21 protein-coding genes, 1 tRNA gene and 1 riboswitch are annotated in these 24,059 nt (G+C 71.6%); of the genes, 10 read left to right on the top strand and 12 right to left on the bottom strand.

Annotated elements, in window-relative coordinates:
• Positions 1–223: 223 nt before the first annotated feature.
• Positions 224–1,093 (top strand): rhomboid family intramembrane serine protease, encoded by an 870-nt coding sequence (locus AB0D67_RS31320; RefSeq protein WP_362944043.1) that lies wholly within the window; start codon positions 224–226, stop codon positions 1,091–1,093.
• A gap of 51 nt (positions 1,094–1,144) precedes the next feature.
• Here AB0D67_RS31320 and AB0D67_RS31315 read toward each other — a convergent pair whose 3' ends face one another.
• Positions 1,145–1,390, bottom strand: a complete 246-nt coding sequence (locus AB0D67_RS31315; RefSeq protein ID WP_189250144.1) for a cell division protein CrgA — start codon at positions 1,388–1,390, stop codon at positions 1,145–1,147.
• Positions 1,391–1,597: 207 nt separating this feature from the next.
• On the opposite strand from AB0D67_RS31315, the gene AB0D67_RS31310 reads away from it, so the two are divergent.
• The 3 genes from AB0D67_RS31310 (at position 1,598) to AB0D67_RS31300 (ending at position 3,440) form a co-directional block, all read left to right on the top strand.
• A complete protein-coding gene (locus tag AB0D67_RS31310; protein WP_362944040.1) occupies positions 1,598–2,425 on the top strand; it encodes a class E sortase in 828 nt (275 codons plus the stop codon).
• 131 nt (positions 2,426–2,556) lie between these two features.
• A complete protein-coding gene (locus AB0D67_RS31305; protein WP_362944038.1) occupies positions 2,557–2,715 on the top strand; it encodes a hypothetical protein in 159 nt (52 codons plus the stop codon).
• Positions 2,716–2,819: 104 nt separating this feature from the next.
• The gene (locus AB0D67_RS31300; RefSeq protein WP_362944047.1) at positions 2,820–3,440 is read left to right on the top strand and encodes a gamma-glutamyl-gamma-aminobutyrate hydrolase family protein; all 621 of its coding nucleotides are present in this window, start codon (positions 2,820–2,822) and stop codon (positions 3,438–3,440) included.
• A gap of 205 nt (positions 3,441–3,645) precedes the next feature.
• Here AB0D67_RS31300 and pknB read toward each other — a convergent pair whose 3' ends face one another.
• The 7 genes from pknB to AB0D67_RS31265 form a co-directional block, all read right to left on the bottom strand.
• The gene (pknB, locus tag AB0D67_RS31295) at positions 3,646–5,550 is read right to left on the bottom strand and encodes a Stk1 family PASTA domain-containing Ser/Thr kinase (protein ID WP_362944036.1); all 1,905 of its coding nucleotides are present in this window, start codon (positions 5,548–5,550) and stop codon (positions 3,646–3,648) included.
• Positions 5,551–5,632: 82 nt separating this feature from the next.
• On the bottom strand, positions 5,633–7,276 hold the full coding sequence (locus AB0D67_RS31290; RefSeq protein ID WP_362944034.1) for a protein kinase: 1,644 nt from the start codon (positions 7,274–7,276) through the stop codon (positions 5,633–5,635).
• A complete protein-coding gene (locus AB0D67_RS31285; RefSeq protein ID WP_362944031.1) occupies positions 7,273–8,733 on the bottom strand; it encodes a penicillin-binding protein 2 in 1,461 nt (486 codons plus the stop codon). The genes AB0D67_RS31290 and AB0D67_RS31285 overlap by 4 nt, the downstream gene beginning before the upstream one ends.
• The gene (locus AB0D67_RS31280; RefSeq protein WP_362944029.1) at positions 8,730–10,106 is read right to left on the bottom strand and encodes an FtsW/RodA/SpoVE family cell cycle protein; all 1,377 of its coding nucleotides are present in this window, start codon (positions 10,104–10,106) and stop codon (positions 8,730–8,732) included. Before AB0D67_RS31280 ends, AB0D67_RS31285 begins: the two co-directional genes overlap by 4 nt.
• Before the next feature lie 4 nt (positions 10,107–10,110).
• Positions 10,111–11,421: a PP2C family serine/threonine-protein phosphatase gene (locus AB0D67_RS31275; protein ID WP_362944027.1), complete on the bottom strand. Its 1,311-nt coding sequence runs from the start codon at positions 11,419–11,421 to the stop codon at positions 10,111–10,113.
• Complete coding sequence (locus tag AB0D67_RS31270) at positions 11,418–11,885, bottom strand: FHA domain-containing protein (protein WP_362944025.1); 468 nt, start codon at positions 11,883–11,885, stop codon at positions 11,418–11,420. The genes AB0D67_RS31275 and AB0D67_RS31270 overlap by 4 nt, the downstream gene beginning before the upstream one ends.
• A 17-nt stretch (positions 11,886–11,902) precedes the next feature.
• Complete coding sequence (locus AB0D67_RS31265; protein WP_362944023.1) at positions 11,903–12,643, bottom strand: DUF3662 and FHA domain-containing protein; 741 nt, start codon at positions 12,641–12,643, stop codon at positions 11,903–11,905.
• 160 nt (positions 12,644–12,803) lie between these two features.
• Between AB0D67_RS31265 and AB0D67_RS31260 the strand changes: the two genes are divergently transcribed.
• Positions 12,804–12,886 (top strand) — tRNA-Leu (locus AB0D67_RS31260).
• Between the two features lie 482 nt (positions 12,887–13,368).
• Here the strand turns inward: AB0D67_RS31260 and AB0D67_RS31255 are convergent.
• Positions 13,369–14,403 carry a hemolysin family protein gene (locus AB0D67_RS31255; RefSeq protein WP_362944021.1) on the bottom strand — a complete coding sequence of 345 codons (1,035 nt, stop codon included), beginning with the start codon at positions 14,401–14,403 and terminating at the stop codon, positions 13,369–13,371.
• The gene (locus AB0D67_RS31250) at positions 14,400–16,052 is read right to left on the bottom strand and encodes a CNNM domain-containing protein (RefSeq protein WP_362944019.1); all 1,653 of its coding nucleotides are present in this window, start codon (positions 16,050–16,052) and stop codon (positions 14,400–14,402) included. Before AB0D67_RS31250 ends, AB0D67_RS31255 begins: the two co-directional genes overlap by 4 nt.
• Before the next feature lie 250 nt (positions 16,053–16,302).
• Between AB0D67_RS31250 and AB0D67_RS31245 the strand changes: the two genes are divergently transcribed.
• From AB0D67_RS31245 to AB0D67_RS31235, 3 genes are all read left to right on the top strand, one after another.
• On the top strand, positions 16,303–17,706 hold the full coding sequence (locus AB0D67_RS31245) for an LCP family protein (RefSeq protein WP_362944017.1): 1,404 nt from the start codon (positions 16,303–16,305) through the stop codon (positions 17,704–17,706).
• Between the two features lie 88 nt (positions 17,707–17,794).
• Positions 17,795–18,427: a GPP34 family phosphoprotein gene (locus AB0D67_RS31240; protein ID WP_362944015.1), complete on the top strand. Its 633-nt coding sequence runs from the start codon at positions 17,795–17,797 to the stop codon at positions 18,425–18,427.
• A gap of 93 nt (positions 18,428–18,520) precedes the next feature.
• On the top strand, positions 18,521–18,853 hold the full coding sequence (locus AB0D67_RS31235) for a rhodanese-like domain-containing protein (RefSeq protein WP_362944013.1): 333 nt from the start codon (positions 18,521–18,523) through the stop codon (positions 18,851–18,853).
• Positions 18,854–18,972: 119 nt separating this feature from the next.
• On the opposite strand, the gene AB0D67_RS31230 is transcribed toward AB0D67_RS31235, so the two are convergent.
• Positions 18,973–19,359 (bottom strand): VOC family protein, encoded by a 387-nt coding sequence (locus AB0D67_RS31230; protein ID WP_362944011.1) that lies wholly within the window; start codon positions 19,357–19,359, stop codon positions 18,973–18,975.
• Positions 19,360–19,801: 442 nt separating this feature from the next.
• Positions 19,802–19,915, top strand: a riboswitch (TPP riboswitch).
• Between AB0D67_RS31230 and AB0D67_RS31225 the strand changes: the two genes are divergently transcribed.
• Complete coding sequence (locus AB0D67_RS31225; RefSeq protein WP_362944009.1) at positions 19,903–21,288, top strand: cytosine permease; 1,386 nt, start codon at positions 19,903–19,905, stop codon at positions 21,286–21,288. (Overlaps the previous riboswitch by 13 nt.)
• A gap of 104 nt (positions 21,289–21,392) precedes the next feature.
• Here the strand turns inward: AB0D67_RS31225 and AB0D67_RS31220 are convergent, their stop codons facing one another.
• On the bottom strand, positions 21,393–21,974 hold the full coding sequence (locus AB0D67_RS31220; protein WP_362944007.1) for a methylated-DNA--[protein]-cysteine S-methyltransferase: 582 nt from the start codon (positions 21,972–21,974) through the stop codon (positions 21,393–21,395).
• 85 nt (positions 21,975–22,059) lie between these two features.
• Between AB0D67_RS31220 and AB0D67_RS31215 the strand changes: the two genes are divergently transcribed.
• Entirely contained in the window at positions 22,060–23,979 is a 1,920-nt protein-coding gene (locus AB0D67_RS31215) for a PAS domain S-box protein (protein ID WP_362944005.1), read from the top strand.
• Positions 23,980–24,059: the final 80 nt, after the last annotated feature.

Here is a 24,059-nt window from a genome sequence, read left to right as displayed (position 1 = left end):
ACGGCCCGGGAACGGTCGCCACACCGGTCCGCGTCGCGGACTCCGCGGCGGCCCGCCGTGTCCACCATCGCGCCGGGCGTCCGCTCCCGTCGTGCCCACGCGCCGGACGCCCCCGCCCGCCGTACGGCCGTTCCCGGCCACTGTGGCGTGCGCGGACACCCGGGATCCTTAATAGGCTGGCAGTCTGTGGACAACAGCACGGTCGAAGGGGCAGCGAGACGCCATGACCACCCAGCCTCCCGGCGAGCCTGAAACCACGGCCGTCCCCACCTGTTACCGCCATCCCGGCCGTGAGACCTACGTGCGCTGCCAGCGCTGCGAGCGTCCGATCTGCCCCGACTGCATGCGGGACGCCTCGGTGGGCTTCCAGTGCCCCGAGTGCGTGGCCGAGGGCAACAAGACGGTACGGCAGACGCGGGCGGTCTTCGGTGGCAGGCCGGTCGGCACCCCGTACGTGGTCTGGACGCTCCTGGCGGTGAACGTCCTGGCCTACGGCGCCCAGTTCCTCGACCCGGGGGTGATCGGCACCTTCTCCACCCTCTCCCCGGCCATTTACGAGGGCGAGTGGTGGCGCCTGGTCACCGGCGCCTTCCTGCACGCGCAGCCGGGACAGGGCTTCTCGATCACCCACATCCTGTTCAACATGCTGGCGCTGTACGTCATCGGCCCGCAGCTGGAACGCAGCCTCGGCTCGCTGCGCTTCCTGGCCCTCTACCTGCTCTCCGCGCTCGGCGGCTCGGTCGCGATATACCTGTTCGGCATCAACGCGGTGGGCGCCTCGGGCGCGATCTACGGCCTGTTCGGCGCGCTGTTCGTGGTGGGCCGGAAGCTCCGCTACGACGTCACCGGCGTGCTGTGGCTGATCGGCATCAACGTGCTGATGACGTTCACCCTCAGCGGCATCAGCTGGCAGGGCCACCTGGGTGGCCTGATCACGGGCGTCGCGGTGGCGGCGATCCTCGTCCACGCGCCGCGCGGGAACCGCACCCTGTTCCAGCTGGCCGGCTGCGTGGCGGTGTTCCTGCTGCTGGTCGCGGCGGTCACGCTGCTGCCGCCGCTCGCCTTCCAGGCTCGGTACGGCCTTCCCGTCTGATCATCCACACCCCGGAACTTCCCCAGGGTGTGGATAACCCTGTGGAAAAAACTAACGCCAGCGGGTGGACAACACCACACCGAAGATGATGAAAACGAACCCGATGAACAGGTTCCAGTTGCCGAGGGCACCGATGAGGGGCGCGGTCGGGGCCACATAGTAGACGGCGATCCACAGGATGCCGATGATCCAGGAAGCCACCATGACCGGCGCGAGCCAGCGCGGGCTCACCTTGACCGTCTGGGCCGTCTGCGGCGGCGTGTAAACCGCCTTCTTACGAGTCTTGGACTTGGGCACTGGGCTCTCCTGCGTCAACCCTGCGCGGTCCGGATCGTGCGCAGGCCATTTCAGCCAGCGTAGTCGCTGGTGGGTGAAGTCCCGAGTAAGAATAGTCCGCACACATGGGACATGGCGATCCCACGGGTGATCAGTACGGGGCAAACCTTGCGCCAACGGCGCGCTCCGCTCCGGTTCCGGGCCGCTCCTCCCGCCTAGCCTGATCGCATGAGAGCCGCGCTGAGAGCCCTGGGGGAGACGGGCGTCACGCTGGGCGCGGTCCTGTTGCTCTTCTGCGCCTACCTCGTCTGGGGGACCGGCTCCTACACGGGTGAGCAGCAGGTGCTGCTGCGCAGGCAGCTCGTCGAGGCCAGGAAGAACATCGTGCGATCCGGCAGGCTCGGCGAGGTCCCGGTGGGCGGGGCGCTGGCCATGCTGCGGATCCCCCGGCTCGGTGATCTCTACCGGTACGCCGTGGTGGAGGGGGTCGACTGGGAGCAGTTGCGGATGGGGCCCGGTCACTATCCCGGCTCCGCCCTACCCGGAAAAATTGGAAATTTCGTTATTTCTGGGCACCGAACCACCTACGCCGCCCCGTTCAATCGCCTCGACGAGCTCCACCGGGGCGACTACATCGTGGTCGACGCCCGTGACGCCCGCTACACCTACCGGGTCACCGGCAAGCACGTGGTCGATCCCACCGACCTCGACGTCATCGCCCCGAACCCCGCCCACCCCGACCGCAGGCCGATCAAGGCCCTGATCACGCTGTCCACCTGCCACCCGGAGTACTCCGCCGCCCAGCGGCTGATCGTCACCGGTGAGCTGGAGAATCGCCGGGACCACCGTCCCTGGATGGTCGATCGGAAGCGCGAGTCACCCCGGGCCGGCCGGAAGCCGGAACCGCCCCGGGCCGGCCGGAAGGAGCGGAAGCCGGAACCGCCGAGGGCCGCCCATCGCCCACCGGACGGCCCGGTCGTGGGAACGGACGCGGCGGGGAGCCGCGCCGCGGACGGGCACCGACACCCCCCCCACGCGCGGCCCGGCGATGCATGATCAGGCGGCCGCGCACGACACGAGGCACGGTCCGGCGGTCGCGCACGACACGAACCATGATCAGGCGGCCGCGCACGGCACGAGGCACGATCCGGCGGTTGCGCACGACACGAGCGAATGAGGAGGGTCGCGTGTACGGGTGGATCTGGCGCGTGCTTCCCGGCGGTCCCGTCGGCAAGACGGTCGGGGCGCTGACGCTGGCCGGGCTGACATTGGCCGTACTCTGGTTTCTCGTGTTCCCCTGGATCGAGTCCCGGATTCCCTTCGACCACGTCACGATGATCCGATGACCTCGCGTCACCCGATGACCCAGCATGACCGGACGGTCCCGTACGACCGGACGGCCTCGCGCCACCCGATGGCCCCGTACGACCGGACGGCCCCGGGTGACCGGATGATCCCGTGCGGGCCGGAGTCGGCGCCGCGCGTCCTCGTCGTGGACAACCACGACAGCTTCGTCCACACGATCGTCCAGTACCTCCGCGAGCTGGGCGCCTCCTGCGACGTGCGCCCGCGTGACCTCGTCGCGGCCGACGACGCCGACGGGTTCGACGGGGTCCTGATCAGCCCCGGCCCCGGCACCCCCGAGGACGCGGGGGTGAGCGTCCCGCTCGTCGGCCGCTGCCGGGACCGTGGCCTGCCGTTGCTCGGCGTCTGCCTCGGCCACCAGGCCATCGCCGTGGCCCACGGCGCCACCGTCGCACGGGCCCCCGAGCTGATGCACGGCCGGACCAGCGCGATCGTCCACGACGGCAGCGGGGTCTTCGCCGGACTGCCGTCCCCGGTCACCATGACGCGCTACCACTCGCTGGCCGTCGTCCCGGGAACCGTACCGCCCGATCTCCGGGTGACCGCGACCACCGCGGACGGCACGGTGATGGGCCTGCGGCACCGTAACGCGCCCGTCGAGGGTGTGCAGTTCCACCCGGAGTCGGTGGTGTCCGAGTACGGTCACCGGTTGCTCGGGAACTGGCTGGGTGAGATCTGTAACACCCGCGTCCGCCTGAACGACTAACCAGTGAGCCCTTCCGCCATCGCCCCCGAGTGACGGAAGGGCTCACTACTTCTCTCTCCCTCCTCTGCTCCGGGCGGCCCCGCTCCGGACGGTCGGCCTCGAGCGGCCCGGTTCCGAGCGGCCCGGAGTGGTTCACGGGGCCGGTGAACGATGAAGGAGCCCCGCCGTACGGCGGGGCTCCTTCATCGCGGTGCGGACCGGTCGCTCAGTTGCCGTCGCCGGGCGGCGGGTTGTCGAAGACGTCTCCCCCGCCGTCGTCCTGGCCTCCGCCGTCGTTGTTGCCGCCGTCGGTGTTGGTGTCGTCCGGCTGGGGCTCGTTGAAGGTCGGCTCGTCGCTCGGGGTCGTCGGCTGCTGGGTCGGCTGCGGCGCCTTGCCGCTGGACACGACCAGCGTGATCGTGGTGCCCGGCTGGACCTTCGCCCCCGCCTCGGGGCCCTGGCTGAGGACGGTGTCCTTGGGCAGTTCGCTCGCCTGCGGGACGACCTTGACCTTCAGCCCGGCCTGCTGCAGCAGCCGCTTGGCGTCCTGGACCGTGAGGTTGACCACACCCGGCACGTCCACGGCCGCCTTCGGCACGTAGATCCGGACGGTGCCGCCCTTGGCGGCCCGCTTGCCCGCCTCGGGGTCGGTCTTGAAGACGACGCCCTCCTTGCCGCTGGAGACCTGGGGCAGCACGCTGACCTTGAAGCCCTTCTCCTCCAGCGCGGAGGTGGCCTCCTCGGTGGTCATGTTGACCACGTCGGGCACCGCGACCTTCTCCGTGCCCTTGGAGACGACGAGGGTGACCTCGGTGCCCTTGTCCACCTCGGTGTCGGCCGCCGGGTCGGTCTCGATGACCGTGCCCTTCGCCATCTCGTCGTCGTACTTCTCGCTGACCTTGACCTTGAGACCCATGCCGGTGAGCGTCTTGCCGGCCGCCTCCTCGGTCTGCGAGATCAGCGCGGGGATCTTCACCTTGGTGCCCTTGGCGGTGTCGCCGGGGGAGCTCAGGAACTTGTAGCCCACGCCGATGAAGGCGCCGATGATCAGCAGCGGGACCAGGATCCACGCGGCGGTCTTGACCGCGGCGTTGCCGTTGCTCTGCTGGCGGCGCCGGCCGCGCTCGCCGCCTCCGCCGCCGGCCCCTCCGGCCACCTCGGTGCCGTACTCGTACGCCGGAACGGAGGTGGTGCGCTGGGTGGCCGGGCCGCCGGCGCCCCCCGGGGGCTGCTGCATGGTCCGGGTGGCGGAGCCGTAGTTGGTCATCGCCATCGTCTGGGCGTCCATCGGCATCCCGGACAGCGCCCGCTGGATGTCGGCCCGCATCTCCCCGGCGTTCTGGTAGCGGTGCGCCGGGTCCTTGGCCATCGCCTTGAGCACGATGGCGTCGGCCCACTTGGGGATCTCGGGGTCGATCTGCGACGGCGGGATCGGATCCTCGCGGACGTGCTGGTAGGCGATCGCCACGGGGGAGTCGCCGGTGAACGGCGGCTGCCCGGTCAGCAGTTCGTACAGCACGCAGCCGGTGGAGTAGATGTCGCTGCGGGCGTCGACGCGCTCGCCCCTGGCCTGCTCCGGCGACAGGTACTGGGCGGTGCCGATGACCTGCGCGGTCTGCGTCATCGTCGCGGCCGAGTCGGCCATCGCGCGGGCGATGCCGAAGTCCATGACCTTGACGTCGCCGTTGCGGGTGATCATGATGTTCGCCGGCTTGATGTCCCGGTGGACGATGCCGCCGCGGTGGCTGTAGTCCAGCGCCCGCAGGATCCCGTCGACCAGCTCGGCCGCCCGCTCGGGCATCAGCCGCCGGTCGGCGCGCAGCAGGTCGCGCAGCGTGCGGCCGTCGACGTACTCCATCACGATGTAGGGCACCGGCGCGCCCTCGGAGACGTCCTCACCGGTGTCGTAGACCGCGACGATGGACGGGTGGTTCAGTGACGCGGCGGACTGCGCCTCCCGGCGGAACCTCGCCTGGAAGATGTGGTCCCTGGCGAGGTCCGCGCGGAGCGTCTTGATGGCGACGACCCGGTCCAGCCGGATGTCTCGAGCGCGGTACACCTCGGCCATGCCGCCGCGTCCGACGACACCGTCGAGCTCGTAGCGATCGCCGAGGCGTCGGGGCTGAGTCATTTCCTGCACTGTCCCTTACCGTTCATCTTGGGTGCCGGTGATCCCTTGGTCCACCGGTGTCCATCATCGACCCCGTGCCGCATTACGTCTCCCCGTTCGGCGGGTCTGTTTCGCCGGGGCCGGGGGTGGTGCTGGTCGTGGTGCTCGGCGTCGCCGGAGGGGCGGTGGGGGTCGGGGGCGGGGCGGTCGGAGTCGGACTGGGCGTCGGCGACGTGCTCGGCTGTGCGCTGGGCGTAGCCGATGTGCTTACGGTAGCCGACGGCGTGGGTGAAGGCCGGTGCTGCTTCGTCGGCACGGCCGACGGTCGGCTCCGGACCGGCTTGGGGCGTGTCGGCGTGGGCGACGGGGAGGCGGTGACGATCGGGCTCATCGGGACGACCGGCGAGCCGGATCCGGGATCGCCGTTCCGGTGTGTCAGGTCCTGGGCGACCAGCGCGCCCAGCCCGACGGCCGCCGCGCATCCCGCCACCGTCGCGGCGATCACCGTCGTACGGCGCAGTCCCCTGCGGGAGCGCCGCCCGCCGCCCGCGGTCTCCGCGCCGGGGCCGTACGGATCCGCGCCCGCGGCGCCCGCGATACCCGCGCCCGCGGCACCGGCGCCCGCGGCGCCCGAGCCCGCGATACCCGCACCCGCACCCGCGGCACCGGCGCCCGCGACGACCGGTCCCGCACCCGCGGCGCCCACGGGGCCCGTGGGGCCCGTGCCGGCCGTACCCGCGGCGCCCGTGCCGGGCGTGTCCGCGTCGTCCGCGTCGACGGGGGTCGGCGCCCCGGCGGCCGCGTCCGCGTCCGCCGGCCACGCCCCGGCGGCCGCGTCCGCCGGGGCGGGAACGACGTCGCTCGGCCACTCGCTCGCGGGCTCCGCCCGCCAACCGTGCGGATCGGTCAGCTGCGCCAGCCCGGCCGCGCCGGCGGCGGCGAGCGACTCGCGCAGCGCGCGGGCCCGTCCGGCCAGCTCGTCGGCCTCGGCCGGGCGGCTGCCGGGGTCCTTGGCCAGGCACCGCATCACCAGGTCCCGAACGGCCTGCGGCACGCTCTCGGGCAGCGGCGGCGGCTCCTGGCCGATGTGCATGAGCGCGATCGCCACCTGCGTCTCGGAGACGAACGGCGGCCGGCCCGCGAGGCACTCGTAGGCGACCACGCCGAGCGAGTAGACGTCGGTGGCGAGGGTCAGCCGCTCTCCCGACGCCTGCTCGGGGCTGATGTACTGGGCGGTGCCCATCACGGTGCCCGTCCGCGTCATGGGCGCGGCCTCCAGCGCACGGGCGATGCCGAAGTCGGTGATCTTCACCGTTCCGGTCTCGGTGACCAGCAGGTTGCCGGGCTTGATGTCGCGGTGGATGATCCCGGACCGGTGCGCGGCGGCCAGGCCCCGGGCGGTCTGCTCGACCACGTCCAGGGTGTTCTCGACGCCCAGCGGGCCGCCGCGCTTCAGGATGGCCGCCAGCGACTCGCCGGAGACCAGCTCCATCACGAGGTAGGCGACGTCGTCGGCCTCGCCGTAGTCGAAGACCTGGGCGATGCCGGGGTCGGACAGGCCGGCCGCGATCCTGGCCTCCATCCGGAACCGCTCACGGAAGTCGGGGTCGGCCGCCACGTGGCGGCGCAGCAGCTTCACCGCCACCTCGCGGCCCAGCAGCTCGTCGCGGGCCCGCCAGACCTCGCCCATGCCGCCCGTCGCGATCCGCCCCAGCGGGCGGTATCGGTCCCCGAGCAACGCGGTCATCGTCTCAGCACCGCTTCCATCACGCTCTTGGCGATGGGGGCGGCGGTGTGGCCACCGGTGGCCTCGCCACCGGCGCTCCCGGACTCCACGATGAGCGCGACCGCGATCTTCGGGTCCTCGGCGGGGGCGAAGGAGATGAACCAGGCGTGCGGGGGCTTGCCGGGGGCGTTCTCGGCGGTGCCGGTCTTGCCCGCGACGGACACGCCGGGGATCTTCGCGGCGCCCGCGGTGCCCTTCTCGACGACGTTGACCATCATCTCCCGCAGCTTGCGCGCGGTGTCCTCGCTCACCGCCTCGGAGAGCTCCGTGGGGTCGGCGGAGTCGATCTCGCCGCCCTCGGCGTCGGCGATCTTGTTGACGAGGTACGGCTTCATCACGACCCCGTTGTTGGCGATGCCCGCGGCGACCATGGCCATCTGCAGCGTGGTCATCTGGTTGTTGCGCTGGCCGATGGAGGTCATGGCGAGCGCGGCGTCGTCCTCCTTGGGGCCGATCCCGCTGCCGGCGACCGGGAGCGGGATGCTCAGCGGCTCGCCGCCGATGCCGAACTTCTCGGCCTGGTCCTTGAGCGCGTCGTAGCCGAGGTCCATGCCGATCTTGGCGAACGGCGTGTTGCACGACAGCTCCAGGGCGAACGACAGCGTCACCCGGCCGCTGCCGCACGACTCGCCGGCGTAGTTGGGCAGGTCGTGGCTGGTGTTGGGCAGGTCGAGCACCGGCGGGGCGTCCACCTGGCTCTCCGTGCCCAGGGAGTCGTCCTTCTCCAGCAGGGCGGCCAGGGTCACCACCTTGAAGGTCGAGCCCGGCGGGTAGGTGCGCTCGATCGCCCGGTTGATCAGCGGCTTGTCCGCGTCCTTCTCCAGCTTGGTGTACGCCTTGTTGACGTCGGCCTTGTTGGGCTTGGCCAGCGGGTTGGGGTCGTAGGACGGCACCGAGACCATGGCGCGGATCGCCCCGGTCTTCGGCTCGATCGCGACCAGCGCGCCCTTCTTGCCGCTGGCGCTCAGCGCCTCGTAGGCGGCCTGCTGGGCCTGGGGGTCGATCGTCAGGTCGACGTTGGCGCCCTTGGTCTTCTTGCCGCTGAACAGGTCGATGCCGCGCCGGAGCATCAGGTCGGCGCTGGAGCCGCTGAGCAGGCCGTTCTCGGCGTGCTCCATGTCGCGCTCGCTCTCGGGCGCGAAGAAGCCGGTGACGGGCGCGTAGACCTTGCCGCCGGGGTAGCGGCGCTCGAACCGGAAGTCCTTGTTGACGCCGGTGTCGACCGACTCGGCGAGCACCTTGTCACCGGCGGTGATCCGGCCGCGCTCGACCTCGTAACGGGCGAGGAAGTTGCGCTTGTTGCGCGGGTCGGAGCTCAGCTTGTCCGCCTTGACGGCCTGCAGGTAGTTCACATTGAACATGAGCAGGCCGAACATGAGCAGACAGGCGATGGCGACGTGCTTGAGGGGACCGTTCATCGCTGGAACACCTGCGTCATTCCTTCGTCCTGGATGGCCTGGGGCGGCGGCTGCCTGGCCGCGTCCGACGCGCGTACGAGCAGCGCGATCAGGATCCAGTTGGCCAGCAGCGCCGAGCCGCCCTGCGACATGAAGGGCGTGACCAGGCCGGTGAGGGGGATCAGGTTGGTGACGCCGCCGACGATGATGAAGACCTGCCAGGCGATGATGAACGACAGGCCGCCCGCCAGCAGCTTGGAGAACGGGTCGCGGGCCGCGAGCGAGGTGCGAAGGCCGCGCTCGACCAGCAGCGCGTAGAGCATCAGCAGGGCCATCAGCCCGGTCAGGCCGAGTTCCTCACCGGTGGCCGGGAAGATGAAGTCGGAGATGGCCAGCGGGATCATGTCGGGGTGGCCCTGGCCGAGCCCGGTGCCGAGGATCCTCCCGGTGGACATGCTGAACAGGCCCTCCATGAGCTGTCCGCTGCCGCCGACCTGCTCGAAGAGCTCCTTGCTCTCGGGGTCGAGGAAGACCTCGAACCGGTTGTGCACGTGCTCGAAGACCATCCCGGCGAGGATGGCGCCGCCGATGAACAGCAGGACGCCGATCAGCACCCACGAGGTGCGCTGGGTGGCGACGTAGAGCATCGCGATGAACGTGCCGAAGATCAGCAGCGAGGAGCCGAGGTCCTTCTGCAGGATCAGCACGCCCAGGCTGAGACCCCAGACGATGAGGATCGGGCCGAGGTCGCGGGCCCGGGGCAGGTCGATGAAGAGCAGCCGCCGCCCTGCCAGGGCCAGCACGTCGCGCTTGGCGACGAGATAGCCGGCGAAGAACACGATCAGCGCGAGCTTGGCGAACTCGGCGGGCTGGAGGGAGAAGGCGCCGAGGTTGATCCAGATCCGCGCGCCGTTGATCTCCTTGCCGACGAACGGCAGCAGCGGCGCGATCAGCAGGGCGAGACCGAGCGCGCCGGAGGTGTAGGTGAGCCGCTGCAACGCGCGGTGGTCGCGCAGCACGATCAGCGTGACGGAGAACATCACGACCCCGACGGCCGTCCACATCAGCTGGGTCGCGGCCGACGCGCCGAACGCCTTGGCCTCCTCCAGCCGGTAGATCATCACCAGCCCGAGCCCGTTGATCAGCGTCACCAGCGGCAGGATCAGCGGGTCGGCCCAGGGGGCGAACTTCGCCAGCACCAGGTAGGCCGCCAGCATGAGGCCGCCCAGGCCGAGGCCGTAGCCCAGCATCCCCGCGGGGATCTTCTGGTCGACGGCCAGGCCGACGTTCGCGTACGCGAACATAACGATCGCGACCGCGAAGGCCAGCATCGCGAGCTGGGCCACCCGTCGCTTGGCGGGCATGGGAACGGGTTCTGCGGCAGGGGTGCTCATGTGTCTACTGCGACCTCGTGGGTTCCGGGGTTGCGCTCTCGCTGGGCTGGGCGGTCTGCCTGGCCTTTCCCTCCGGCTTCCGTGCGGACGACTTCAGCTCCTGGATCTTCCGCAGGCCGGCGTCGACGCTGGGGACGGGGATGCCGTCGCGGACCTGGCCCTGCTGGAAGGCTCCGAGGACCGTCACCGACTCGGCGGTGCTGCGGGCGACGTCGAAGAGCTCGATGGGACCGAGGTTGGTCTTCACGCCCTGGAAAACCACGATCTCATCCCCTTTCGCCCCCACGAAGTACTGGTCGTCGAGCCACTGGTTTCCGAAGTACCACCCTAGGCCGCTGCCGACCAAGACGACGCCCCCGGCGGAGGCCAGAAGGGGCCACAGACGCCGCCGCCGCTTCGCCGGACGGCCCGCGGCCGCGGCCTTCGCGGCCCGGGGGGCCGCGGGCCCGTCGTCCTCGTCGTCGGTGACGACCGGCTGCGGCATGGTGATCGCGGCGGCGCGGCCCGCCGGGGTGTCCGGCGGCTGCGGCTGGGGCCGGGTCGAGCCCGCGGCGCCGACCACGGCCGCCTCGACGACCGGGACGGCCCCCTCGTCCACCTCCAGGACGTCGGCGACCACACAGGTGATGTTGTCCGGGCCGCCGCCGCGGTTGGCCAGGTCGATGAGCGCGCGGACCACCGCCTCCGGGTCGTCCACCGTCGAGAGCGTGTGGTGCAGCGTCTCGGCGCTCACCACCCCCGACAGCCCGTCGGAGCACAGCAGGTAGCGGTCGCCGATCTGCGCCTCGCGCAGGGACAGATCGGGATCGACCTCCCCGCTGCCGTCGAGCGCCCGCAGCAGGATCGACCGCTGCGGGTGCGTGGCGGCCTCCTCCAGGGTGATCCGCCCGTCGTCCACGAGGGACTGCACCAGCGTGTGGTCGTGCGTGATCTGGTAGAGCTCCCCGGCCCGCAGCAGGTAGGCGCGGGAGTCGCCGACGTGGACCAGGGCCACCCGGGTCCCGGACCACAGCATGGCGGTGAGCGTGGTGCCCATGCCCTTCAGGCTCGGGTCGCGCCCGACCATCTCGTGCAGCCTGCGGTTGGCGTCGCGGACCGCCGCCTCGATGGCGCTGAGCAGGTCGCTCCCGGCCGCTCCCTCGTCGAGGGAGGACATCGCGGCGATGGCGACCGAACTGGCCACCTCACCGTGGGCATGACCGCCCATGCCGTCGGCGACGGCGAGCAGACGGCCGCTGGCGTACGCCGAGTCCTCGTTGCCCTCGCGGAGGAGCCCGACGTCGGAGCGGGCGGCGTAACGGAGTGCGATGGTCATTTCCGCAATTCGATGACGGTCTTACCGATGCGGATCGGAACACCGAGCGGCACCGGAGTCGGACGGGTGACTTTTGAGCGTTCGAGATACGTGCCGTTGGTCGAGCCGAGATCTTCCACGATCCACTGACCGTCCTGGGGGAAGAGCCGGGCGTGCCGGCTGGAGGCGTAGTCGTCGCTTACCACCAGCGTGGAGTCGGTCGCCCGGCCGATGGTGATCGTCGCCTCACTGAGGGGGATGGTGGTGCCTTGAAGGGGGCCGCCGGTCACGACCATCTGCCGCGGCTCGCCCCTCTTGGGCTTGGCCGCGGGTTTGACCGGTTTGGGTGTCTTGCGGGCTGATGCGGTGCCTGCCGTCTGGGAGCCGAAGAGGTCCGTCCGGATCACGCCGACCGCGGCGATCACGAAGAACCACAGCACCGCGAGGAAGGCGAGCCGGATCAGCAGCAGCGTGAGCTCGGACATGGAGCGTCTGTTTACCTTTAATCGCGCCGGAAAACCAGTGTCGTGCGTCCGAGCGTCACGCGAGTGCCGTTCTGGAGCTCGACCCGGCGGACCGGCTGGCCGTTGACGAAGGTGCCGTTCGTGGAGCCGAGGTCGACGAGCACGACCTGGGGGCCCTCCACTCGCAGCTCGGCGTGGTGCCGGGACACACCCGGGTCGACCAGCCGTAGATCGCAGTCGGTGCCCCTGCCGAGCAGGGTCACCGGCGTGGTGAGATCGTAGGAGCGCTGCCCCTGCGGGTCGTCCTGGGTGGAGACCAGCAGCCGGGGCTGCCCGCCGAAGGCGCGCGGCCGGGGCGCGGGCACGTCGCTCGGAGGGTGGCGGATCTCGTCCTGCTCGACCGTCGCGCCCCGGATCACGCCGGAGCGGATCCGGAACAGCCCGACCGCCAGGTCCTCGGCGGTCTCGAAGCGCACCCGGACGGGTCCCACGAACGAGTAGCCCTGTTCCTTGGCGTACTCCCTGGCGAGGTTGGCGAGTTCGTGGCCGATGCTGTCGGCGTACACCTCGAGGCGCTCGCTGTCGGTCACGGACAGCTCGACCACGAAGTCGTTCGGCACGAGCGTGCGCCCCTGCGCGACGATCGCGGCCCGTTCGTCCATCTCCCGCTGGACCGCGCTGGCGACCTCGACCGGCTGAAGGTCAGATTTGAACGCCCGCGCAAAGGCCCCCTCGACCAAGCCTTCGAGCCTGCGCTCGAAGCGCTGAAGGACTCCCACCGGGTACCTCCCTTCTTCCGTCCTATGTGGGTCACGGCCGCTGGGGGGCTCGTTCCTCGCTCTCCTGCACTCAAGCTCCTCCGCTCCGCGTCTAGGAGGATCGTATCCGGGTTCGTGGGTAGCGGCTGATTCGTGCTAATGTTTCGACCGCACCCAGCAAGGGCGGGTGGCGGAACGGCAGACGCGCACGGTTCAGGTCCGTGTGTCCGAAAGGACGTGAGGGTTCAAATCCCTCCTCGCCCACACGGAACCGTCGATGGAATCGACGAATCCGAATTCTCGACGAAGGGCCCCGGTTCATCAGAGCCGGGGCCCTTTCGCATGTCACGGCGATCTCCCGCGAAGGTCAGGGCGGGAGCCGTACGGTGACCGATCATGACCTGCTGTCTACCCCGAGTCGCTTTCAGTGGGCTTTCGGTGCGCTTTCCGGAGGTTCATCCTGTTCGCCCTCGGCTTAATGAGCATGGCCGACCCACCCGCCCGGAACGGCCGGGACACCGGCGAACCGCACGTTGATCCGCATGTCGATCCGTCCGCCGGCCCGCGCGTCGCCCGCCGGAAGAGGACACCCGGGCCCGGCCGGTGGAGCCGGGCGGCGGTGGACGCGGACGGCGGTGGAGCCGGGCGGGCCGACGGAACCGGGCGGGTGGAGGCGATCCGCCCCACCGCTGCCCGGCTCCGTCTCCCGGCGTCCCTGACGACCCGGCCGCGTCTCCCGGCGGCCCCTAACGGGCGGCCAGGACGCGGACGTCGAGGAGTTCGCCCACCAGGTCGGTGAGGCTCACCATGCCGGCCACCTCGCCGCCCTCGTCCGTGACGAGGCCCACATGGGCGTGGGCGTCCTGCAGGACGGCGACCGCCTCGGAGATCGTCGTGGTCTTCGCCAGCCGGGGCACCGGCCGGGCCAGCTCCGCAGGGCTCTCCCCGGGCCGGACCAGCAGGTCCCTGACGTGCAGCACACCCACCACCTCCGAGCGGCGCCCCGCGTTGACCAGCAGGCGCAGGTGCCCGCTCTCGGCGGCGGCGCGGCGCACCTCGGCCTCCCCGGCGTCACCGGCCACCGAGGCGGCCCGCTCGATGGGCAGCATCAGCCGCTCGACCGGCTGCTGGTGGGCGCGCAGCGCCCGGGTGAGCAGGTCGTGCTCGGTGCGGTCGAGCAGGCCCATCCGCCCCGACTCGCCGACCAGCATGGCCAGCTGCACCGGCGTCCTGGTCGTGGCCAGTTCGTCCCTCGGGTGCACGCCGAACATGCCCAGCACGGCGTTGGTCAGGCCGTTGAGGGCGGCCAGCACCGGCCGCATCACCCGGGTGAAACCGCGGAACGGCAGGGACACGCTCATCGCCGCGGTCTCCGGATGGGTAAGCGCCCACGACTTGGGAGCCATCTCGCCGACGACCATGTGCAGGAACGTGATCAGGGCCAGCGCGAGCACCAGCGAGACGGGGACCCGCAGCGACTCGGGCAGGCCCACCAGCCCGAAGACCGGCTCCAGCAGGTGCTCGATGGCGGGCTCGGTGACCATGCCCAGGCCCAGCGAGCACAGGGTGATGCCGAGCTGCGCGCCGGCCAGCATCAGCGACAGCTCCTTGCCGCCGCGTACGGCGGCGCGGGCGACGATCCGGGTGAACCGGCCGCCCTTGCCCGCCAGCTCCTCCAGGCGGTGCCTGCGGGCCGAGATGACCGCGAACTCGGCGGCGACGAAGAAGGCGTTGCCGATCAGCAGCACCACGCCGATCAGCAGCGCGCTCACGGGGCTCATCGTTCCCCCTCCGCCGCGCCGGTCCCGGCACCCTCCCGGGGCCTGCGGGCGGCGCTCATGGCGGGCTCGCCGCGCTGACCGCCGTCCTCCCGGGCGCCGTCCTCCCGCGCGCCGTCGTCCCGGGCGCCGTTCTCCCGGGAGGCGTCCTCCGGGGAGCCGCCGTCCGGCGTCCCGTCCTCCCGCGTGCCGCCCTCACGGCCGCGGTCGTCCCGCGCGTTCCCCCGTACGCGATCACTCCGCGCACGGTCGTTCCGTGCATGGTCATCCGGCGCGCCGTCCTTCATGGCGGTGTCGTCCCGCGCGCCGTCCCCGGCCGCCGGGAGCGACAGCCGTACCCACTCGGGCACCCGGCGCTGCACCGACAGCACGGTGAGCACCGCGCTGGCCTCCTGGGGGCCGTCGTCGTCGAGCAGGTCGGTCTCCACGGTGAGCGGGACGGTCACCTCGTCGTCCGGCTCGGCCATCCGGCCGAGCACGGCGAGCACCAGGCCCGCGATGGTGTCGTAGTCGTCGCTCTCCGGGAGCGCCAGCTTGGTGACGCGCTCGACCTCGTCGAGGCGGAGCGTGCCGGGGAGGTTCCAGGTGCCGTCGCCGTTGGCGACGACGCCGGCCGGTTCGGGGTCGTTCTCGTCCATCAGCTCGCCGACGAGCTCCTCGGCCAGGTCCTCGACGGTGACCACGCCGGCGAGCCCGCCGTACTCGTCGATCACGCAGGCGAGGTCGTCGCGGGCGGCGCGCATGCGCTCCAGCACGACCGGAAGCGGCAGCGAGTCGGGCACCAGCAGGGCCGGGCGGGTGATCTGCGACAGCGGGCCCTCGGACTCACCGGAGCGCAGCAGCTCGCGGACGCCGGTGACGCCGACCACCTCCTCGCCGTTCTCGGTGGTGAGCACCGGGTAGCGGGAGTGGCCGTGCTCGCGGATCGCGTCGACCAGGTCGGAGATCGGGCGCCCGGCGCGGAGCAGCACCACCCGGGGGCGCGGCACCATGACGTCCTCGGCCGTGCGGTCGCCGAACTCCAGGGCGCGTTCGAGCTGCTCCGACAGCCGGGGCGGCAGGTCGCCCGCCGTGGCCGACTCGGAGATGATCCGGGACAGCTCCTCGGGGCTCGCGCCGTGCTCCACCTCCTCGACCGGTTCCACGCCCACCCGGCGCAGCAGGCCGGCGGCGGCGGAGTCGAACAGCCGGATGACCGGCCCGGCGACCTTGAGGTAACCGAGGGTCCAGGAGGCCAGGAACTTGGCCACGGGTTCCGGGCGGGCGATGCCGAGGTTCTTCGGGGCCAGCTCGCCGAGCACCATCTGGATGGTGGTGGCGATCGCCACGGCCAGCGCCACGGCGACGCCCGGCGCGGCGGCCTCGGGCAGTCCCGCGGCCGTGAGGCCGGGACGGATCACCTCGGCGATGGCGGGCTCGGCGATGAAGCCGACCAGCAGCGCGGTGACGGTGATGCCGAGCTGCGCGCCCGAGAGCATGAAGGAGAGGCGGCCCGTCACCTCCAGCGCGCGCCGGGCCGCGGCGTCACCGGCGTCGGCCTGTTCACGTAGCGCGGTCCGGTCGGCGGCGACGAACGCGAACTCCTGGGCGACGAAGAAGCCGGTGGCGACGGTGAGGAGAAGTACGGCCAGCAGACCGAGAGCCGTGTTCACAGAGCGGCTCTCCCGGTCGGATCAGCGGTTCCCGTGCCTGCGCACGGGCCGGTACTCCATGGGTCCGGAGTGGACACGATCATCCTTTCGAGCAGAGGTCATCCTCTACCGTAACGATCCGTGAGGGGGTTGGTGTTTCCGGATCGGCCGACGACTGCTTTACCGGTGGTTATGTACCGTCTGGGTACTTCTGTATGACCAAACCTTGAGGACGTGCTTCGCGGGCCGGGGCCGGGACGTAGCGTCGATAATGGCCTCTCATCGCGAGCTGGAGAAGTGGCGGGGATACGACGTGGGTGACGCGCAGGACGACGACGACCGCACGCGTGCGATGCGGCCGCCGCCCGCCGAGCCGTGGCGCGCGGCGGGGCAGCCCGCCCACCCGGTTCCGGGGCGGAGCCGTACGCCCCATGACCAGGGCGGAGGCCGTACGGCCCGCGACCGGGACCCCGGCCGCGCCGGGACCGCCGGACCCGCCGGATCCTCCGGGCCTGGCGGGCCTGGCGGATCCGCCGGATCCGGGCCGGGGGACGTGACGGCTCCCCGGAGGACCTCGCGGGTCTACGGCAAGGCCAGGGAGGGTTCGGAGCCGGTCAGGCCGCTCTCCGGCCCGCCGCCGGTCTCCGCCCGGCCCGCGGACGCCGGTCCCCCCGACAGGAAAGGCGGCCCCCGGATGCCAGGCACCACCTGGAGACCGAAACGACCCGGAAGACTGGCGGTGCGGATCCTCGCCGGCCTGGTCGTCGTGCTGCTGGTGCTCGGCGTCGTCGGTTTCTTCGTGATCAGTTCGCGGCTGAAGGAGATCGACGCGCTCGGCGACTACGCCGGCCGGCCGGACGACACCCCCGGCACCAACTGGCTGCTGGTCGGCTCCGACAGCCGCGAGGGCCTGACCAAGGCCCAGCGCAAGAAGTTCGCCACCGGCCGCGCGGTCGGCCGCCGCACCGACACGATGATGCTGCTGCACGTCCCCGACGGCGACGGCCGCCCGACCCTGGTCAGCCTGCCCCGTGACTCGTACGTGCCGATCGACGGGCACGGCAGCGACAAGCTGAACGCCGCCTACGCCTACTCCGACGGCGGCCCCAAGCTGCTGGCCAAAACCGTCGAGAAGGTCACCGGCCTGCGGATCGACCACTACATGGAGATCGGCTTCGGCGGCTTCGTGGGCATCGTGGACGCCATCGGAGGCGTCGACATCAACGTCAAGCAGGACATCAAGGACCCCAAGGCCGGGATCGACCTGAAGAAGGGCATGCAGACGATGGACGGCGGGACCGCCCTCGGCTACGTCCGCACCCGCGCCACCGGCGGCATCCCCGACTTCGAGCGGACCCAGCGCCAGCGGCAGTTCTTCTCCGCGGTGGTGAAGAAGGCGGCCGGCCCCGGCGTCCTGCTCAACCCCTTCCGTTCCTTCCCGCTCGCGCTGAGCGCCACCGACTCGGTGGCCGTCGGCGAGGAGACCGGCGTCTTCGACCTGCTCTCCCTCGGGTTGGCCATGGGCGACAATCCGGTCACCACGATCGTCCCGGTCGCGTCCTTCCCCAAGGTCAACGGTCAGGACGTCGCCAAGTGGGACAGCCAGCGGGCGCTGCGCATGTTCCGGGCGCTGGCCGAGGACAAGCCCGTCCCCAAGGACGCCATGGGCAAGTGACAGGTGACGCGCCCGCCCGGCGCGACGCCGGGCGGGAAGGGCCGGAAGGGCTTCGCGTCCGCCGGGTTCCGGACGTAGGGTCCGGATCATGACGACTATCGCCGAGGAAGTCCTCCTCCTCGCGCTCAGCGAGCGGGAGGGCGCACAGCTGGTCGGCTCGACCGACCTGGACATCGCACTCGGAGGCGCTCTGCTGGCCGAGCTGGCGGCCGGCGGTCGTGTCAGCCTGGACGATAAGAAGGTCACCGTCCTCGACCCCACCCCCCTCGGAGACGAGGAGGCGGACGCAGCGCTGGCCCGGATCGCCGCCGAGAACAGGTCGCACAAGCCCGACGGATGGGTCTACAAGCTCCGTTCGGGCAAGCTCCGCGAACGTCTGCTCACCCGGCTGGCCGAGCGCGGCGTGCTGGACGAGGAACGGTCGAAGATCCTGGGGATCTTCCCCCGCACCCGCCACCCGGAGCGCGACCCGAGCGCGGAGCGGGCCGTACGCGACCGCGTCCTGAGCGTCCTGGACGGAGCCGCGCCCGACGAGCGGACGGCGGCGCTGATCGCCGTCCTGCACGCGGCCAAGATCGACCGCAAGGCGTTCCCCGACGTGGACCGGCGGCGCTTCAAGGAGATCGCCCGGGACCACTGGGTGGGCGACGCCGTCTCGAAGACCATCGACTCCGTCAACATCGCCGTCATGACGGCGACGACGACCACCACCGTGACCTAGCCCGCGTCCGTACGGCCCGCGGCCGGGCGGGGGCCGGTTGGGCGGGGGCCGGTTGGGCCGCTTCCGGCCCAACCAGGGGACGGACTTGGGACAATGGGCGTCATGACTGTTCCTGAGGTCGAAGCACAGGCCGTCCCCGACGGAGCGTTCCTGCTCGATGTGCGCGAGAACGACGAGTGGCGGGCGGGGCACGCGCCCACGGCCGTCCACATCCCGCTCGGGGAGCTCCAGGCCCGGGCCGGTGAGGTGCCGTCGGACGCGCCCGTCTACGTGATCTGCCGATCCGGAGGCCGGTCGGCGCACGCCGCCGCCTGGCTCAACCATGTCGGCCGGGACGCGATCAACGTCGGCGGCGGCATGCAGGCGTGGGGAGGAGCGGGCCTGCCGATGGTGAGCGAGAGCGGCCGGGACCCGTTCGTGGCCTGACCCACCGGTCCGGGGCCGGTCCGGTCGCGTCGATCACGGGATCACGCGGCCGGGCCGGCCCCGCCGCGGTTCACCGTCCGGCCGATCCGTCACGGCTCACCGTCCGGCCCGGGCACGGCTCACCGCCCGGCGTCCTGGGGATACCAGCGCAGCTCGACGGTGTTGCCGTCCGGGTCCCGCACGTACACCGACTGCGCGGTGCCACGCGCGCCGAACCGGGGGACCGGCCCCTCCAGCACGGTGAGGACACCGGAGTCGATCACCTCCTGCCAGTCCACGGGATCCACGACGAGGCAGATGTGGTCCACGTTGGACTCGCCGCGCGGACGTTCGACCAGATCGATGATGGTGGACTCGTCGACCCGCACCGACGGGAAGGGCGCCTCACCCGCCCGCCACTCCGCGACCCGCTCCTCCTCAAGGCCGAGGGTCCCCGAGTAGAACTCCAGTGCCCGCTCGGCGTCCCGTACGTTGAGCACCAGGTGGTCGAAGGCTTTCACCCGCATCGATGATCTCCTCTGCTGATTGTTCCGTCTGAATCGTAGGGCGGCTCAGCCGCGTGCGGTCGGCGGCGGGTGAGGTCCCGCCGCGGGTGCCGAGGGTGAGGCGGTGATCGCCGAGAAGCCCAGCCACGACCTGGTGGCCGAGCGGGGGTGGTCAACGTGTGTGGCCGTCATCTTCTCTCCGGTCGTCGGATGTCGCGGGCCGAGGGGACAGGGCCTGCGGCGCGCTTCGGGACCTCCGTCACGTGGTCAAGGGTGGGCGAACACCGATCAATGAGTCCAACGCATACTTTTCATCACGATCAATCTGAATGAACGATCGCTGGGCGGGGTCGCGGCAACCGAGGCCGTCGTCGCGATGCGTGCCGTGTTCTCCCGATCCGGGCTTCATCCGGCCCGCCGTGACCGTGTGCCCTCTCATGCGGCAATATGAGGGCGCTAGTTGCACAGCCAACGCGGGAGCTCGGGGCGCCGGGCTGAGAGGGCAGCACAGCCGCTGCCGACCGCATGAACCTGTCCGGGTAATGCCGGCGTAGGGAGCGTTTCGTGACATCCGATGTCATCGGTTCCAAGCATGCCGAGGCCCCCCTCACCCTCGACCAGGCCCCGCCCAAGACGCTCGGCGCGCTCGACCAGGGCGCGTTCTGGGCCAACCTGGGCGTCAGCCTGCTCGGCTTCTCCTTCGCCCTCTTCCTGATCGACCCCCTGCTCGACGGCGACGCGCTCACCCTGCCCGCGGCGCTGCTCGCCTCGCTCGTCGGCAGCCTGGTCGGCACCGCGATGGTCGGCCTCGCCGCGGTGCCGGGCGCGCAGACGGGCCGGCCCGCGATGGTGCTGCTGCGCGGCCTGTTCGGGGCGAGGCTCTCCTACGTCCCCACCGTCCTCAACATCGTCCAGATGATCGGCTGGGGGGCGTTCGAGCTCTGGGTCGTCGCGATGGGCGCCCAGGCGATCTTCGGGCCGTCCGTGCCGTACGCGGTCTGGGCGGTCGCCGCCGGGGCGCTGACGACGGCGCTGACCCTCTACCCGCTGGGCGCCATCCGGCTGCTGCGGAGGTTCGTCACCGCCGGCGTGGTCGTGTCGGTCGTCTGGTTCGCGGTGGTCTTCCTCCGTGACACCCCCGTCCAGACCGGCGGTTCCTGGCACAACTTCGCCCCCGCGGTGGACTTCGTGGTCGCCCTGTCGGTGTCGTGGGTGCCGGTCGCCGCGGACTACGCCCGGCACTCGCGGTCCAGCCGCGCGGCCTTCACCGGCGTGGTCGGCGGCTACACGATCGCCCAGGTGGCGTGTCTGGCCGTCGGCGTCTACGCGGTGGCGCTCGCCGGCCACGCCGCGGTGGGCGAGAACCCGACCACGGTGTTCGCCCCGTTCGTGGCGGCGCCGCTCGGGGCGCTGTTCTTCGGGATCCTGGTGCTGCGCGAGTCCGACCAGTCGTTCGCGAACGTCTACTCCACGGCGATGTCGCTGCAGAACCTGCTGCCCAGGGTGGATCGGAGGGTCTTCTCCGTGGCCATCGGCGTGCTGACCACCGCCATCGCCCTCGTCATCGACGTCAACTCCTACCAGGCGTTCCTCGGCATCATCGGCGCGGTGTTCGTCCCGATGTTCGGCGTGCTGGCGGTCGACTACTTCCTGCTCGGCCGCGGCCGGAACTGGGACACCTCCGAGACCGCCCCCTCCCGCCTGCTCATGGTGGTCCCGTGGGTGCTCGGCTTCGCCACCTGGTGGCTGCTCGCCGCGCCCTCGTCGGTGTCGTGGTGGGCGGCCGTCTGGGACGCCGCCAGGAAGGCCCTCGGCTTCACCACCCAGCCGTGGATGAGCGCGTCCGTCGGGTCCTTCCTCGTAGCGGGCCTGGTGACCCTGGCCGTCGGCAGGCTCGCCCGGCGGCCGGGCCCGGCCTCTCCCGCCCCCGCCCCGGACCGCACCCGGTGACCGGCCGTACGCGGTGACCGGCCGTACGCGGTGACCGGCCGTACGCGGTGATCGGCCGCCCTTCTGAGCGGGTGCGGGGCCCTCGCCCCGCGCCCGCGGGCCGCCTACGGGCCGAGGGGCGGGCGCCCCGCGCCCCGCTCGACGCGCAGCAGCCGTTCCTTGGCGACCGGTCCGCCGGCGTAGCCGCCGAGGACGGTCTCGCTCTCGACCACCCGGTGACAGGGAACGATCACGCACACCGGGTTGCCGCCCAGCGCGTTGCCGACCGCGCGCAGCGCCCGGGGCCTGCCGATCCGCTCGGCGATCTCCCGGTACGTGGTCACCGTGCCGTACGGGACCGTGAGCATCTTCTGCAGCACCGTCCGGGCGAACGGCGTGGCGAGCCGCAGGTCGATCGAGATGGTGAAGGTGCGCAGCCGCCCGGAGAAGTAGGCGTCCAGCTCCCGGCGGACCGGGTCGATCCGCCGGGGGTCGCCCCCGATGAACGAGCTGACCTCGTTGCTGACGCGCTCGAAGACGACGTTCTCGTCCTCGTAGCTGCACGCCACCACGCCCCGGCCCGTCACGGCGAGGACGAGGCGTCCCACCGGCCCGTCGAGCGTGCCGAACGCGACATCCGGGGAGGTTTTCCCCACGTATGTGGGCGAGGTCACCCGCAGCAGTGCGTCGATGTCGCCGGATGACATGGCCCCACCCTTTCGCTGTCCGAGCGTGTTCAGGTGCGCGGTGACGGCAGCGTATCGGACGGATCCTCCCAACGGGTGTCAGCACATGCGGACGAAAGTGCCAAGATCAGGCCGGTTGACGCGGCACTATTGGTGTGTGGGTGACAGCAGGGGGTGTGACGACGGCATCGGCCGCGCGGTCGTCGCGAGCGCGCCCAACGCGATCGTCGCCCTCGACCGCGACCAGACGGTCCTCAGCTGGAACGCCGCCGCCGAGCGGCTGTTCGGCTGGACGGCGGCCGAGCTGCTCGGCCGCCGCGCCCCGATGGTCCCCGAGGAGCTGACCGCCGAGCACAACGCCGTCCTGGAGCGGGTCCGGACCGGCGGCCACGTGTCGCTGCGGACCAAACGGTTCCGCCGCGACGGCGCCCTCCTCGACGTGCGGGTCGACACCAGCGCGCTGCGGTCCTCCGCCGGGGCCCTGCTCGGCTACGTCAGCGTCTACCACCTGGCACGCGACGACGAGAGCGCCCACGACGGAGCCGCCCGGCGGGCGCAGCTCGTCCGCAGGCTCACCGACGTGGTCGCCGACATCAACGCCGAGCGGGAGCTGCCCGCCGTGCTCGACCGGATCGCGGCCAGTCTCACCGAGCTGACCGGCGCCGACGCGGGCGGCTTCGTGCTCATCGAGGGCGACCGGCTCCGGCTGGTGGCCACCCACCGGCTGCCGGAGTCCATGCGCGGCTCCACCGCCGACCTGCGCTCCAGCCTCGTCGGCAAGCTCCTGCGCACCGGCCGGACCGTGATGCTGGAGACCGGCGAGCAGGCCGCGCTGGACGAGCTGATCTGGTCGCGGCTGCCCGGCCTGCACACGATCGCGCTCGGACTGGCGGCGGTGGGCGGCCGGCCGTACGGCGCGCTGTACGCGCTGTTCGCCAAGCGCAAGGCCAGCCACCTGGAGCTGGAGCTGCTGGAGCTGCTGGCCGGGCACGCCGGGATCGCCGCCGGCAACGCCCTGGCCTACCAGGAGGCGGTGTGGCAGCGGGCCCACGAGCGGGCCGTGTTCGACGCCGGCGCCGACGGCATCGCGGTACTCGACGGGCTGGGCCGCGTCACCCGGTGGAACCCGGCGGCGGCCGGGCTGACCGGGCTCACGGCGGCCGACGTGATCGGCGGGCCGCCGCCGTTCCCGCTGCCGGAGCCCGGCGACAAGCTCACCCTGCAGCTCCCCTCGGGGGCCTGGCTGGAGGTGCTCCGCGCGGAGATCCCGGAGACCGGGGAGACCGTGGTCGACTTCCGCGACATCACCCGCGCCAAGGAGCTGGAGGAGGCCAAGGACCTCTTCCTGGCCACCACCAGCCACGAGCTGCGCACCCCGATCACGGTGGTGCGGGGGTTCGCCGGCACGCTCGACGCCCGCTGGGACAGCATGACCGACGCCGAGCGCCGGTCTGCCGTGCACACCATCGCCGAGCGGGCGCGCTCCCTCGGCCAGCTCATGGACCACCTGCTGCTGGGCTCCCGGGCCGGCACCCGCGAGCTCACGCTCCGGATCGAGGCCCTCGACATGGGCGCGCTGATCCGTGCCGCCACACTGGGCCTCCCGGTGCTGTCGGACCTCCACCACGTCGAGGTCGATGTGGCCCCTGACCTGCCCCCGGTCTCCGGCGACGCCCTGGCGACCGATATCGTGCTGGGGCAGCTCCTGGAGAACGCGTTCAAGTACTCACCGGACGGCGGTCTCATCAGGGTCGCGGCTTGGCGGGAAGGTGACCGGGTGGTGGTGGTCGTGGACGACGAGGGCGTGGGCATCGCGCCCGCCAGCCGTGAGCGGGTGTTCGAGCGGTTCGTCCAGGTGGACGGCGGTGACCGCCGCAGGTTCGGCGGAGTCGGCCTCGGCCTGTACATCGTGCGCAGTCTGGCCCGCGCCCAGGGCGGCGAGGTGACGGCGCACGAGAGTCCGGGAGGGGGCACCCGCATGCGGCTCTCCCTGTCCATCGCCGGCACGCCGGGCGCCTATACCTGACCGACACACCGGTGTGGTCACGACCCGGTAACGGATGCGCTGAACTATCGTCGAATGTGCACAAGCCGTAATCGAGGCGC

Origin of the sequence: Streptosporangium sp. NPDC048047 (assembly GCF_040653115.1) — a bacterium.
In the GTDB taxonomy this organism is placed as follows: domain Bacteria; phylum Actinomycetota; class Actinomycetes; order Streptosporangiales; family Streptosporangiaceae; genus Streptosporangium.
Note: the sequence above shows the minus strand (reverse complement) of the source record. Positions and strands in the feature narration are given on the sequence as shown.